Consider the following 12389-nt stretch of genomic DNA (forward strand, 5'->3'; position numbering starts at 1 on the left):
CTCCTCAGAAGCTCAGCGAGCGGTCGACGGCGTCCAGCACCCGGTCGAGGTCGGGGAGGAAGTCCTCCTCGATCCGCGAGGCGGGGTACGGCGTGTCGAAGCCGCCCACGCGCAGGACCGGGGCCTCGAGCGAGTAGAAGCACTCCTCGGTGATCCGGGCAGACACCTCCGCCCCCATGCCGAGGTTGACGTGCGCCTCGTGGGTGATCACGGCGCGGCCGGTGCGGCGCACCGAGTCCAGCACCGGGCCCATGTCGAGCGGGGAGAGGGTGCGCAGGTCGATGACCTCGAGCGACTTGCCCTCCACCGCGGCCGCCTCGGCCGCCTTCATGGCGGTCTTCACGGTCGGGCCGTAGGCCAGCACGGTCACGTCGGTGCCCTGGCGGACCACGCGCGAGGTGAAGAGCGGCTCGGGCTGCGCGGTCTCGTCGAGCTCGGCCTTGTCGGCGTGGTACTGCCGCTTCGGCTCGAGGAAGATGACCGGGTCGTCGCACGCGATGGCCTGCTGGATCATCCAGTAGCCGTCGACCGGGTTGGAGCAGGCGACCACCTTGAGGCCGGGCGTGTGCGCGAACTGCGCCTCCGGCGACTCGCTGTGGTGCTCGACCGCGCCGATGCCGCCACCGAACGGGATCCGGATGACCATCGGCATCTTGCTCCTGCCCTTGGAGCGGTAGTGCATCTTCGCGACCTGGCAGACGATCTGGTCGTAGGCCGGGTAGACGAAGCCGTCGAACTGGATCTCGACGACGGGCCGGTAGCCGCGCAGCGCCATGCCGACCGCGGTGCCGACGATGCCGGACTCCGCGAGCGGGCTGTCGATGACACGGTCCTCGCCGAAGTCCTTCTGCAGGCCGTCGGTGATCCGGAAGACGCCGCCGAGCTTGCCGACGTCCTCACCCATGACGAGGACCTTGGGGTCGTCCTCCATCGCCTTGCGCAGCCCCATGTTGAGGCCCTTGGCGAGCGTGATCTTCTGGTTGCTCACGAGTGGCTCCCCTCGAACGACTCGAGGTACGCCGCGTAGCCCTCGCGCTCGGCGCGCAGCTCGTCGGTCTCCTCGGCGTAGACGTGGTCGAACATGCTCATCGGCGTCGGGTCGGGCAGCGCCTTGCAGCCCTCGCGCAGGTGGTGGCCGAGGTCGTCGGCCTCCTGCCGGACCGCGTCGAAGAACGCGTCGTCTGCCAGGCCGTTGCGCTTGAGGTAGACCTCGACGCGGGCGATCGGGTCCTTGAGCTTCCAGTGCTCGACGTCGTCGGAGAGCCGGTAGCGGGTCGGGTCGTCGGTCGTGGTGTGGGCACCCATCCGGTAGGTGTACGCCTCGACGAACGTCGGGCCCTGACCGTCCCGGGCCCGCTGCAGCGCGGCCTGCGTGACGGCGTACGTCGCCAGCACGTCGTTGCCGTCGACGCGGACGCCGGGGAAGCCGAACCCCAGCGCGCGCTGGTAGAGCGGGATGCGGGTCTGGCGCTCGATGGGCTCGGAGATGGCCCACTGGTTGTTCTGGCAGAAGAAGACGACCGGCGCGTTGTACGACGCGGCGAAGATGAACGCCTCGTTGACGTCGCCCTGGCTGCTGGCGCCGTCGCCGAAGTGGGCGATCACGGCGGCGTCGCGCTCGGGGTCGCCGGTGCCGACGACGCCGTCGCGCTGCATGCCCATGGCGTAGCCGGTGGCGTGCAGGGTCTGGGCGCCGATGACGATCGTGTAGAGCCCGAAGTTGTTCTCGTTCGGGTCCCAGGCGCCGTGGTCGACCCCGCGGAACAGGCCGAGGAGGTTGAGCGGGTCGACGCCGCGGCAGTAGGCGACGCCGTGCTCGCGGTAGGTCGGGAAGACGTAGTCCTGGGGGCGCAGCGCGCGGCCGGCGCCGATCTGCGCGGCCTCCTGGCCGAGCAGCTGGGCCCAGATGCCGAGCTCGCCGTGGCGCTGCAGCGCGGTGGCCTCGGTGTCGATGCGCCGGGTGAGGACCATGTCGCGGTAGAAACCGCGGACCATCTCGGCCTCGTCGTCGGCGGACATGCCGGCGCCGAAGCTGAACTCGGGGTGCTCGACGCGCTCGCCCTCGGGGGTGAGCAGCTGGACGAGCTCGGGGCCGCCGTCTGACTGCGACGGTCCGAAGACCTCCACCAGATCGGGGCCGAAGCCGGGACTTCCGGACTGGGTCACGTGCACTCCTTCGAGGTCATCGGCTCCGCGGGGTCTCCGCATGCCGATCGGCGGGATCCGACCAGCGGCGCGGGGGTGGTGCGCTCTGTGATCGGGACCACAACGGGCTCGCGGACAACTTACCGGGGCGCCGCGGGCCGGGGCCAATCCGCCGGGTCCGTTCGGGGCCTGCGCCTACTGTCGGTCCCATGACCTCACGCATCGTCTCCGCCAGCACGACGGTCGCGGCGCCGCCGGACGTCGTCTTCGCGATCCTCGCCGACCCGCGCCAGCACCCGCGCATCGACGGCTCCGGCACCCTGCAGGGCACGGTCTCGGGCCCCGAGCGACTCTCGAAGGGCGCGCAGTTCGGGATGGACATGAAGATGTACGGCCTGCCGTACAAGATCCGGAACCGGGTCGTGGAGTTCGAGGAGGACCGCCGCATCGCGTGGCGGCACTTCGGCGGCCACCGCTGGCGCTACGAGCTCGAGCCGGTCGAGGGCGGGACCCGGGTGACCGAGTCCTTCGACTACTCGCGCTACAACCGGCTCTGGTCGACCCTCATCGAGGTCACCGGCTTCCCGGCGCGCAACCGGCGCGGCATCGAGGAGACGCTGGTCCGGCTGTCCGCGGCCGCCGAGCAGGACGCCGCGCGGGCGGGTGAGGGCGCATGAGCATCCGCACGGGCAGCGAGGTCAGCTGGTCCTGGGGCAACGGGACCGCCTCCGGCAAGGTCGTCGAGATCCATCACGAGAAGGTGACCCGGACCCTCCAGGGCAGCGAGATCACCCGCGACGGCAGCGACGACGACCCGGCGTACGTCATCGAGCAGTCCGACGGCGCGCGGGTGCTCAAGCTGCGCAGCGAGGTGGAGAAGGCCTGAGCCCCGCTCAGGTACCGGTCGCACCCGGCGGCCGGTAGAGCTGCTCCACGGCGGCCGCGATGTCCCCGGCGTCGCGCTCCACGGGCTCCACGTAGAGGCGCGCCTCGGCGATCAGGTCGTCGCGCACGGTCGCGATGATGACGCCACGCATCGCGAAGGGCTCGCCGTCCGTGTGGCGACCCTGCCAGTCGACCTCACCCCACTCGGTGTCCCCGTCCCGGGCCGACGCCTGCAGCTCGGCCCGGAAGTCCGGCACGCCCGCGAACACCGCGGTCCAGTTCTCCAGCACCTGGGCCCGACCGGTGAAGGCGCGGCCGGGGTGGGCCGGCTGGGCGCTCACGTAGTCCTCGGCGAAGTGGGACGCCATGCGCGCGGCGTCGTGGGCGTTCTGCGCCTCGGTGAGGCGCTCCAGGATGCTCCTCATGGCGCCGAACCTAGTGCCGGGACCGCCCCGGCGGTCACGGCCAGAGGTCCCCACTGACGGCGACCTCGACCGCGGCCGACCGTGACGGCACGGGCGCGAGGGGCCTCTCAGGGGCGCCAGTCGGCCGGCGGGTCCTCGCCGGTCCGTCCGTCGACGGCCTCGCGGATCAGGTCCGCGTGGCCGGTGTGCCGGCCGTACTCCTCGATCAGGTCGCAGACCATGCGGCGCAGGCTCGGCCGGCGGCCGTCGGGCCAGGTGAGGTCCACGGGCTGGTCGAGCCCACCCTCGGCGAGGGCGGCGTCCAGCTTCGCGCGCGACGTCGCGACCGCGCCGTCCCAGAGCGCGTAGAGCTCCTCGGGGGTGTCGTCCGCCGCCGAGGACCAGTCCCAGCCGGGGTCGGCCTCCCAGTCGACGCTCTCCCACGGGGCGCCCGGCGACTCCCGGGCCAGCTTGAGCCGGAAGTAGTACGCCTCGACGAACGCGAGGTGCTTGAGCAGGCCGCCCAGGGTCATCGAGGAGGCGCCGATCCGAGTCTGCAGACCGGCCGCGTCGAGGTCCGCGGCCTTCCAGCGGAAGGTGGTCCGCTGGCGGTCGAGGGCGCCGACGAGGTGCTCGACCTCGGTGCCGGCGACCGGGGGCTCCCAGGGCGGAGGGGTGTGGGTCTCAGTCGTCATGGCGACACCGTAGGAGGCAAAGCGGACGGATCGTTTCCGTTTCGGGTGCGACCATGGTCGGGTGGACGAGACGAACCCGACCGCCCGCGCGCTGGTGTGCCTCGAGCTGCTCCAGGCCAGCCCGGGCATCACCGCGGAACGGCTGGGCGAGCGCCTCGGGGTGTCGGGCCGGGCCGCCCGGCGGTACGTCGCGGTCCTGCGCGAGGCCGGGGTGCCGGTCGAGTCCGAGCGGGGACGGTACGGCGGCTACCGCGTCGGGCGCGGGCACCGGGTGCCTCCGCTGATGTTCACCACCACCGAGGCGCTGGCCCTCGTGATGGCCGTCCTGGAGGGCGACCACGCCGCCGCCGACGCGGACGACCCGGTGGGCAGCGCGCTCGGCAAGATCATCCGGGCACTCCCCGCGCCGGTCGCCGAGCCCGCCGACGCCGTACGCCGGATCGGCGCCGCGCGCCGGGCGCACGAGGACACGACCCCCGACCCGCAGACGACGGTGCAGGTCGTGGAGGCCTGCGCCGCGGGGCGCCGGCTGCGGCTCGGCTACCGCACGGGAGCAGGTCACGACCGGGAGCTGGACGTCGACCCGTGGGGCGTGGTGACCCGGCACGGCCGGTGGTACGTCCTCTGCTGGTCGCACCCGAGCGCCGCCCGACCCGCCGGGGGCCGCCGCGTGCTCCGCCTCGACCGGGTCGTGCGCGTCGAGCCGCTCGGGCAGACCTTCACCCCGCCCGACGACCTCGACCCGGTCCGCGAGGTCGAGGAGCACCTGTCCGACGGCTGGACCCACCAGGTCGAGGTGGTCGTGGACGCACCCGCGGCCAGCGTCGCCTCGTGGATCCCTCGCAGCCTCGGTCGCCTCGAGCCGCTCGACGACGACCGCACCCGCCTGGTCGGCTCGACCGACGAGCCGCTCTGGTACGCCCAGCAGCTCGCGCTGCTGCAGGCGTCGTTCCGGGTCGTCGGCCCGGCCGAGGTGCAGGACGCGGTCCGGTTCATCGGGCAGAACCTGGTGCGGGCCGGCGGTGCAGGAGTCGCCGGTTGACCGGTGACTCCTGCACGGACCTCACCCCGGCGCCGGCCCCGTCGAGGCCCGCACCACGAGCTGGGTCGGGAGCACCCGCGCCGAGGGCTCGACGACCCCGGCGTACGCCTGCTGGGCGAGGACCTCGACCGCGCGGGCGCCGGCGTCCTCGGTGCGCTCGGCGAGCGTGGTCAGCGGCGGGGTGCAGAAGTCGGCCCCGAAGATGTCGTCGAAGCCGACGACGCTGACCTGGCCGGGCACGTCGACGCCGCGCTCCGCGAGGCGCCGGAGCACGCCGATCGCCAGCATGTCGTTGTGCGCGACCACCGCGGTCGCCCCGGCGGCGAGCACGGCGTCGGCCGCGGCCGGACCGCCCGCCAGCGTCGGCGTGTAGGGCCCGAACCGCGTCGCGCTCATCCCGTGCGACTCAGCCGCGGCCCGCAGGCCGGCCCAGCGCCGGGCGCCGGACCAGGACTCCGCGGGGCCGCCGAGGAACACGAAGGACCGGTGCCCGTGGGAGGCGAGGTGGTCGACCATCTGGCGGGTGCCGTTGTCGTAGTCGGCCACGACGCAGCTCACCCCCGGGGTCGCCCGGTTGACCAGCGCCAGCGGGTTCACCTCGGCGGCCTCGCGCAGCCGGGCGTCGGGCAGCCGGGAGGCGCTGAGCACGAAGCCGTCGACGGCCGGCCCGAGGCGCCGCACGAGCTCCTCCTCGGTCGTCGGGTTCTCCTGGGTGTCGCCGAGCACCAGCGTCAGCCCGGCCGCGGCCGCGGCCCGCTCGGCGCCCTTGATCACGCCGGCGAAGTAGGGGTTGGTGATGTCGGGGACCAGCAGCGCCAGGGTGCTGCTGCGCCCCGACTCCAGCGCCCGGGCGGTGGGGTTGGGCGCGTAGCCGAGCTGCTCGGCGACGGCGAGCACGTGCTCGCGGGTGTGCGCGTTGACCCGGCCGGGCCGGCTGAAGGCCCGCGAGACCGTCGACGGCGCGACACCGGCGGCCGCCGCGACGTCGGTGATCGTCGCGCGGCGCCGACGCTCAGGCACGGCATTCCACGGTGGCCATGGACCCAGTATGGCAAGAAATGGCAAACGATTGCCATGTGACTGCCGCCACTTCCACACTCGACGACGAGCCCCTGGACCAGCAGGGTGAGACGTGAGGACCGAGAGATGACCCAGTCACCGACCAGCCGGGACACCGCCCGGCGCACGCCGAAGAAGGCCGCCATCGCCGCCTGGAGCGGCAGCGCCCTGGAGTACTACGACCTGGCCATCTACGGCACCGCCGCGGCCCTGGTCTTCCCCGACATCTTCTTCCCCGAGGGCAACGACTCCGCGGCCACCATCGCCGCGTTCGCCACCTTCGGGGTCGCGTACGTCGCCCGCCCGATCGGCTCCTTCTTCATGGGCCACATCGGCGACCGGATGGGCCGCAAGAAGGTCATGGTCGGCACCCTGCTGCTGATGGGCGTCTCGACGTTCCTGGTCGGCTGCCTCCCGACGTACTCCCAGGTGGGCCTGCTCGCCCCCGCCCTGCTCGTCCTGCTCCGCCTGCTCCAGGGCCTCTCCGCGGCCGGTGAGCAGGCCGGCGCCAACTCGATGTCCTTCGAGCACGCGCCCGACGACCGGCGCGGCTTCTTCACCAGCTTCACCTTGAGCGGCACCCAGGGCGGCCAGGTGCTCGCGCCGGCCGTGTTCCTGCCCCTCGCCGCGGTGCTCCCCGACGACCAGCTGCAGTCCTGGGGCTGGCGGGTGCCGTTCTGGCTCAGCGCCCTGGTCGTGCTCATCGGCTTCATGATCCGCCGCACCCTCGACGAGACCCCGGAGTTCGAGGCCCAGGAGCTCGAGAAGAGGACCGACATCACCACCGCCGCCTCGCACACCCCGCTCGGGCTGCTGTTCCGCCACCACTGGCGGGGCGTGCTGCGCGTCTTCTTCGCCGCTTTCATCGCCATGGTGAACACGACCTTCCAGGTCTTCGCGCTGAACTTCGCCACGTCCGACGACTACGCCGTCGGCATCAGCTCCACCACCATGCTCTGGCTGGCCATCGTCGCCAACCTGGTCGCGATCGCCACCATCCCCTACTGGGCCCGTCTCTCCGACCGGGTCGGCCGCAAGCCCGTCTTCGTCTCGGGCCTGGTCGGCAGCGCCGTGCTGGTGGTGGCCTTCCTGGGCGCGATCTCCGCCGGCAACGCGCCGCTGACCTTCGTCCTCGGTGTCGCCCTGGCCGGCGTCGTCTACTCGATGCCCAACGCCGTGTGGCCGGCGACGTACGCGGAGTACTTCCCGACCAGCGTCCGGCTCTCCGGCATGGCCGTCGGCACGCAGTTCGGCTTCGCCCTCGCGGGGTTCACGCCGACCATCGCCGGGTGGATCATGGGCGGCGACGCCGACAACTGGTGGAAGGTCGCCGCCTTCGCCGCCGGTGCCTGCCTGGTCTCCGCGGTCGCCGTCCTCACCGGACCGTCGAACACCCACCGGCTCGCCACCCGCGACGTGGGCGTGCGCCGCGAGACCCGCGTCGAGGGTCGCGCCGTCACCGTCGGGGTGGCGTCGTGAGCGAGCCGGTCACCGCCGCGGGCGCGGAGAAGACGTCGTACCTCCTCGGCCTGGTCGGCGCCGGCATCGGCGCCTCCCTCACCCCGGCCATGCAGGAGCGGGAGGGCCGCGAGTCCGGGCTGCTGCTGAGCTACCGGATCATCGACGCCGAGAAGACCGGTCTCGGGGTCGAGGACCTCCCCCAGGTCCTCGCCTGGGCCCGGCGGCTCGGGTTCGACGGGCTCAACATCACGCACCCCTTCAAGCAGGCGGTCGTCCCGCTCCTCGACGAGCTCTCCGACGACGCCCACGACCTCGGCGCGGTCAACACGGTCGTCTTCCGCGACGGCCGGGTGCTGGGCCGCAACACCGACTGGTCCGGCTACGGCCGGGCCTTCCGCCAGGCGCTCCCCGACGCCGTCGAGGACCGGGTGGTCCTCGTGGGCGCCGGCGGCGCCGGGGTCGCGGTCGGCTACGGCCTGCTGGAGCAGGGGGCCGAGCACGTCGCCGTGCTCGACGCCGACCGCGACCGCGCCGACGCGTGCGCCGTCCGGCTCGCCAAGCGGTTCGGCGACCACCGGGTCACCGCCGTCGACGACCTCGAGCGGGCGCTGGCCGACGCGCGCGGCCTGGTCAACGCCACCCCGATCGGGATGCTCGGCCACCCGGGCACGGCGGTCCCCGGCCGGCTGGTCACCGACCGGCTGTGGGTCTCCGACGTCGTCTACTTCCCGCTGGAGACCGAGCTGGTCCGGCTGGCGCGCTCCCGTGGCTGCCGCGTCGTGCCCGGGGGCGGGATGGCGGTGCACCAGGCGGTCGGCGCCTTCGAGTACTTCACCGGCCGGGTCCCCGACGCGGACCGGATGTCGCGCCACTTCGCCCGACTGACCTCAGGGGAGCTGACGGCCCGATGAGGAAGGGCATCGCCACCGTCTCCCTGAGCGGGCTGCTCGCCGACAAGCTGGTCGCGGTCGCCGCGGCCGGCTTCGACGGCGTCGAGCTCTTCGACAACGACCTGGTCGCGAGCCCGCTGCGCCCCCGGGAGGTGGCACGGCGCTGCGCCGACCTCGGCCTGTCGATCGACCTGTTCCAGCCGGTCCGCGACCTCGACGGGGTCGCTCCGGAGCGCTTCGACGCCGTGCTGCACCGGGTCCGCACCAAGCTCGAGGTGATGGCCGAGGTCGGCGCCACGACCTTCCTGGCGTGCTCGAACGTCGGCGCCGACGCGGTGGACGACCGCGACCTGTCCGCCGAGCAGCTGCACCGGGTCGGCGAGCTGGCGGCGTCGTACGGCGTGACGATGGCCTTCGAGGCGCTCGCCTGGGGCCGGCACCTGAACCGGGTCGGCGATGCGTGGGACGTCGTACGCCGCGCCGACCACCCGGCGGTCACCCTGGCGGTCGACACCTTCCACCTGCTCGCGCGTGGCGACGACGGGTCGGCGCTCGACGGCGTGCCGGGCGACCGGATCGGCTTCCTGCAGGTGGCCGACGCCCCGCTGCTGGACATGAACGTGCTCGAGTGGAGCCGACACTTCCGGTGCTTCCCCGGCCAGGGGACGCTCGACGTCGCGGGCGTGGTGGCCGCGGTGCTCCGCGCCGGCTACCGCGGGCCCCTGTCGTTGGAGGTCTTCAGCGACGCCGTCCGCGAGGCCGACCCCGCCGAGACGGCCCAGGACGCGATGCGGTCGCTGCTCTTCCTCGAGGACCAGCTGGCCGCGCTCGTCGACGGTCCGGTGACCGCCGCCCCGCCGCCGCCCGCGCGGGTCGACGCGGCGTTCGTCGAGGTCACCGGGGCCCCCGGCCTGCCCGACCTGCTGACGTCGCTGGGCTTCGAGGTCGCCGGGCGGCACCGCACCAAGCCGGTGACCCGGTGGCGCAACGGAGGGGCGAGCCTCGTCGTCAACGACACCCCGCCGGTTGGTGCGGTCCCCCACGCGCTCGGCGTCGCCGCCCCCGCGGTGGAGACGGTCGCCGCCCGGGCCAAGGCCCTGCTGTGGCCCGCGGTGGACCGGAGCCGCGGCGCCGGCGAGGCACTGCTGCCGGGCATCACCTCCCCCTCCGGCCTGCACGTGTTCGTCAGCGCCGAGCCCGGGGCGGCCGACGACTGGCGCCGTGACTTCTCCGCCACCTCCGGACCCGGCGAGGGCTGGCTCGGGATCGACCACGTCGCGGTCGCCGTGCCTCCCGAGCACTTCGACCAGCAGGTCGCCTTCTTCCGCACCCTGCTCGACCTCGCGCCCGGATCGGTGGAGGAGTTCATCGAGCCGCACGGCCGGCTGCGCAGCCGCGCGCTCCGGCCCGTCGCCGGGGACCTGCGCGTGGTGCTCAACGTCGAGGACGTCCGCGCCGGCAGCCGCCGGCGCTCGGGGATCACCCAGGTCGCGTTCGCGTGCGCCGACGTGGCCGCGCAGGTGCGCGCGCTGAGGGGCCGGGGCGTGCCGCTGATGCCGGTGCCGGACAACTACTACGTCGACCTCGATGCCCGCTTCGGGCTGGACCCGGAGCTGCTCGCCGGGCTGCGCGAACACCAGCTGCTCTACGACCGGGTGGGCGACGGCGAGCTGCTGCACGCGTTCACGCTGCCGCTGGACACCGGGTTCCACGTGGAGCTGCTCGAGCGGCGGGGCGGGTACGACGGGTACGGCGCCGCCGGCACGCACGTGCGGCTGGCTGCGCAGGCGGCGGCAGCTCCACCGGTCAGCCGGTGAGACCAGCACTCGGCAGGTCGGGGTCTCAGTGCGCCTCGCCGAGGTCCTCGTGCTCGCGATGGCTCACCGGCTCGACCTGGAACGTCGCGTGCCGCACCCCGAAGTCCTCGGTCGTGCAGGCGCACAGCTGGTCGAGGATCCCGCCCACCCCGTGCTCGGCCAGCGCCTCGTCGGTCACCGTCACGTGCGCCGACAGGCTGGGGATCCCGCTGGTGATCGTCCAGGCGTGCAGGTCGTGCACGTCGACCACGCCGGGCAGGTCGTGGAGGTGGCGCTGCACCTCGGCCAGGTCGAGGTCGTGGGGCGCGATCTCCAGCAGCACCGCCGCCGAGTCGCGCAGCAGCAGGAACGACCGCGGCAGGATCAGCAGCGCGATCAGGAGCGACGCGACCGCGTCGGCCTGCTGCCAGCCGGTGGTGAGGATGACGACGCCCGCCGCGACCGTGAGGACCGAGCCGACCAGGTCGCCGAACACCTCGGTGGCCGCACCCCGCAGGTTGAGCGACCCGGTCTCGGAGCGCGACAGCACGGTCATCGAGACGCCGTTGGCGACCAGCCCCACCGCCGCGAACGCGATCATCGGGCCGGCGTCGACGTCCGCCGGCGAGAACAGCCGGCCGATCCCGGCGTACAACAGGTAGCCGCACACCCCGAGCAGGACCAGGGCGTTGAGCAGCGCGGCCAGGATCTCGGCGCGGTGGTAACCGAACGTCGAGCGCGGGCCGCCCGGCAGCGTCGCGACGTACGACGCCCCCAGCGCCAGCACGATGGCGGCCACGTCGGTCGCCATGTGCCCGGCGTCGGCCAGCAGCGCCAGCGAGCCGGCCACCCACGCGCCGACGAGCTCGACGACCAGCACGGTGGCCGTGACCACGAGGACGAGCCGCAGCCGCCCGCGGTCCTCCGCCCGCCCGGAGGCGTGGCCGTGGTCGTGACCCATGGCCACAGACTAGGAGAGCGACTCCCGCCCGTGCGGGGTCGCCCAGACCGAGCGGTCCGGCCCCTTCGGCACGATCTGCGAGGGGTTGATGTCGCGCTGCACGACGTAGTAGTGCGCCTTGATCTGGTCGAAGTCGATCGTCTCCCCGAAGCCGGGGGTCTGGAACAGGTCGCGCGCGTAGCCCCACAGCGCCGGCATCTCGCTGAGCTTCTGCCGGTTGCACTTGAAGTGCGAGTGGTAGACCGCGTCGAAGCGGGCCAGCGTCGTGAACAGCCGGACGTCGGCCTCGGTGAGCCGGTCACCCATCAGGTAGCGCTGTCCGGTGAGCCGCTCCTCGAGCCAGTCCAGCGCCGACCAGAGCCGGTCGTACGCGCGGTCGTAGGACTCCTGGGACCCGGCGAATCCGCAGCGGTAGACGCCGTTGTTGACCTCGGTGAAGACCCGCTCCATCACCTCGTCCATCTCCTCGCGGAGGTCCTCGGGCCACAGGTCCGGGGCGTCGGGACGGTGGAACTCGCGCCACTCGTGGAAGAGGTCGTGGGTGATCCACGGGAAGTCGTTGGTGACCACCTGCCCGGTCGGGATGTCGACGACCGCCGGCACGGTGATGCCCCGCGGGTAGTCGGGGACGCGCGCGAAGTACGCCTCCTGCAGCCGGTGGATGCCGAGCACCGGGTCCACGCCGCCGGGGTCGTTGCCGAAGTTCCAGCTCTCCTCGCCGTGGGTGGGCGCCGGCCGGCCGACCGAGATCACGTCCTCGAGGCCGAGCAGGCGGTGCACGATCAGCGACCGGTTCGCCCACGGGCACGCGGGCGCCGCGACCAGCCGGTAGCGGCCGGGCTCGACCGGCCACAGGTCGCCCTCGACCGGTCCGTGGTCGGGCTTGCGCGCCTCGTGGGTGATCCGGTCCGGGATGTAGTCCATGTCCCGGTCGTAGTCCTCGCCCGCCTTGATGAAGCTGGTGCCGCTCCGGCCGGCGCTGCCCTGGTCGCTGCTGTCGTCCATGACAGTGGTGTACCCACATCGGGGACGTCCGACCCTGACGCCGGCC

The 12389-nt window shown here is 73.2% G+C and carries 13 protein-coding genes; 6 read left to right on the forward strand and 7 right to left on the reverse strand.

Annotated features, from left to right (window positions below; genetic code table 11):
- Positions 1-4 precede the first annotated feature (4 nt).
- Together ACFO9I_RS08950 and pdhA are read right to left on the reverse strand one after the other, a co-directional pair.
- On the reverse strand, positions 5-988 hold the full coding sequence (locus ACFO9I_RS08950) for an alpha-ketoacid dehydrogenase subunit beta (protein WP_379179929.1): 984 nt from the start codon (positions 986-988) through the stop codon (positions 5-7).
- On the reverse strand, positions 985-2208 hold the full coding sequence (pdhA, locus tag ACFO9I_RS08955; protein WP_379179931.1) for a pyruvate dehydrogenase (acetyl-transferring) E1 component subunit alpha: 1224 nt from the start codon (positions 2206-2208) through the stop codon (positions 985-987). The genes ACFO9I_RS08950 and pdhA overlap by 4 nt, the downstream gene beginning before the upstream one ends.
- A gap of 146 nt (positions 2209-2354) precedes the next feature.
- Here pdhA and ACFO9I_RS08960 point away from each other — a divergent pair, with 146 nt between their 5' ends.
- Positions 2355-2822: an SRPBCC family protein gene (locus tag ACFO9I_RS08960; RefSeq protein ID WP_379179933.1), complete on the forward strand. Its 468-nt coding sequence runs from the start codon at positions 2355-2357 to the stop codon at positions 2820-2822.
- A complete protein-coding gene (locus ACFO9I_RS08965; RefSeq protein WP_379179935.1) occupies positions 2819-3031 on the forward strand; it encodes a DUF2945 domain-containing protein in 213 nt (70 codons plus the stop codon). Before ACFO9I_RS08960 ends, ACFO9I_RS08965 begins: the two co-directional genes overlap by 4 nt.
- A 7-nt stretch (positions 3032-3038) precedes the next feature.
- Here ACFO9I_RS08965 and ACFO9I_RS08970 read toward each other — a convergent pair whose 3' ends face one another.
- Positions 3039-3455, reverse strand: a complete 417-nt coding sequence (locus ACFO9I_RS08970; protein WP_379179937.1) for a nuclear transport factor 2 family protein — start codon at positions 3453-3455, stop codon at positions 3039-3041.
- 107 nt (positions 3456-3562) lie between these two features.
- Positions 3563-4129 carry a DinB family protein gene (locus ACFO9I_RS08975; RefSeq protein ID WP_379179939.1) on the reverse strand — a complete coding sequence of 189 codons (567 nt, stop codon included), beginning with the start codon at positions 4127-4129 and terminating at the stop codon, positions 3563-3565.
- 61 nt (positions 4130-4190) lie between these two features.
- Here ACFO9I_RS08975 and ACFO9I_RS08980 point away from each other — a divergent pair, with 61 nt between their 5' ends.
- On the forward strand, positions 4191-5171 hold the full coding sequence (locus ACFO9I_RS08980) for a helix-turn-helix transcriptional regulator (protein ID WP_379179941.1): 981 nt from the start codon (positions 4191-4193) through the stop codon (positions 5169-5171).
- Between the two features lie 21 nt (positions 5172-5192).
- Here ACFO9I_RS08980 and ACFO9I_RS08985 read toward each other — a convergent pair whose 3' ends face one another.
- On the reverse strand, positions 5193-6191 hold the full coding sequence (locus ACFO9I_RS08985) for a LacI family DNA-binding transcriptional regulator (protein WP_379179943.1): 999 nt from the start codon (positions 6189-6191) through the stop codon (positions 5193-5195).
- 126 nt (positions 6192-6317) lie between these two features.
- Between ACFO9I_RS08985 and ACFO9I_RS08990 the strand changes: the two genes are divergently transcribed.
- The 3 genes from ACFO9I_RS08990 to ACFO9I_RS09000 are packed head-to-tail and all read left to right on the forward strand — an operon-like array spanning position 6318 to position 10398.
- A complete protein-coding gene (locus tag ACFO9I_RS08990) occupies positions 6318-7709 on the forward strand; it encodes an MFS transporter (RefSeq protein ID WP_379179945.1) in 1392 nt (463 codons plus the stop codon).
- Complete coding sequence (locus tag ACFO9I_RS08995; RefSeq protein ID WP_379179947.1) at positions 7706-8602, forward strand: shikimate dehydrogenase; 897 nt, start codon at positions 7706-7708, stop codon at positions 8600-8602. Before ACFO9I_RS08990 ends, ACFO9I_RS08995 begins: the two co-directional genes overlap by 4 nt.
- Positions 8599-10398, forward strand: coding sequence for a sugar phosphate isomerase/epimerase and 4-hydroxyphenylpyruvate domain-containing protein (locus ACFO9I_RS09000; protein WP_379179949.1), 1800 nt, complete (start codon positions 8599-8601; stop codon positions 10396-10398). Before ACFO9I_RS08995 ends, ACFO9I_RS09000 begins: the two co-directional genes overlap by 4 nt.
- 25 nt (positions 10399-10423) lie before the next feature.
- Here ACFO9I_RS09000 and ACFO9I_RS09005 read toward each other — a convergent pair whose 3' ends face one another.
- Positions 10424-11338 carry a cation diffusion facilitator family transporter gene (locus ACFO9I_RS09005; protein WP_379179951.1) on the reverse strand — a complete coding sequence of 305 codons (915 nt, stop codon included), beginning with the start codon at positions 11336-11338 and terminating at the stop codon, positions 10424-10426.
- 9 nt (positions 11339-11347) lie between these two features.
- Positions 11348-12262 carry a glutathione S-transferase family protein gene (locus tag ACFO9I_RS09010; RefSeq protein WP_379179991.1) on the reverse strand — a complete coding sequence of 305 codons (915 nt, stop codon included), beginning with the start codon at positions 12260-12262 and terminating at the stop codon, positions 11348-11350.
- Positions 12263-12389 lie beyond the last annotated feature (127 nt).

This window comes from Nocardioides sp. GCM10023255 (assembly GCF_042653125.1).
Taxonomy (GTDB): Bacteria; Actinomycetota; Actinomycetes; order Propionibacteriales; family Nocardioidaceae; genus Nocardioides.

Excerpts from the sequence above, each read along its gene's own strand:
- ACFO9I_RS08965 (WP_379179935.1), top strand. The coding sequence starts at position 2,819 with ATGAGCATCCGCACGGGCAGCGAGGTCAGCTGGTCCTGGGGCAACGGG.
- ACFO9I_RS08970 (WP_379179937.1), bottom strand. The coding sequence starts at position 3,455 with ATGAGGAGCATCCTGGAGCGCCTCACCGAGGCGCAGAACGCCCACGAC.
- ACFO9I_RS08960 (WP_379179933.1), top strand. The coding sequence starts at position 2,355 with ATGACCTCACGCATCGTCTCCGCCAGCACGACGGTCGCGGCGCCGCCG.
- pdhA (WP_379179931.1), bottom strand. The coding sequence starts at position 2,208 with ATGCGGAGACCCCGCGGAGCCGATGACCTCGAAGGAGTGCACGTGACC.
- ACFO9I_RS09005 (WP_379179951.1), bottom strand. The coding sequence starts at position 11,338 with ATGGGTCACGACCACGGCCACGCCTCCGGGCGGGCGGAGGACCGCGGG.
- ACFO9I_RS09010 (WP_379179991.1), bottom strand. The coding sequence starts at position 12,262 with ATGGACTACATCCCGGACCGGATCACCCACGAGGCGCGCAAGCCCGAC.
- ACFO9I_RS08975 (WP_379179939.1), bottom strand. The coding sequence starts at position 4,129 with ATGACGACTGAGACCCACACCCCTCCGCCCTGGGAGCCCCCGGTCGCC.
- ACFO9I_RS09000 (WP_379179949.1), top strand. The coding sequence starts at position 8,599 with ATGAGGAAGGGCATCGCCACCGTCTCCCTGAGCGGGCTGCTCGCCGAC.
- ACFO9I_RS08990 (WP_379179945.1), top strand. The coding sequence starts at position 6,318 with ATGACCCAGTCACCGACCAGCCGGGACACCGCCCGGCGCACGCCGAAG.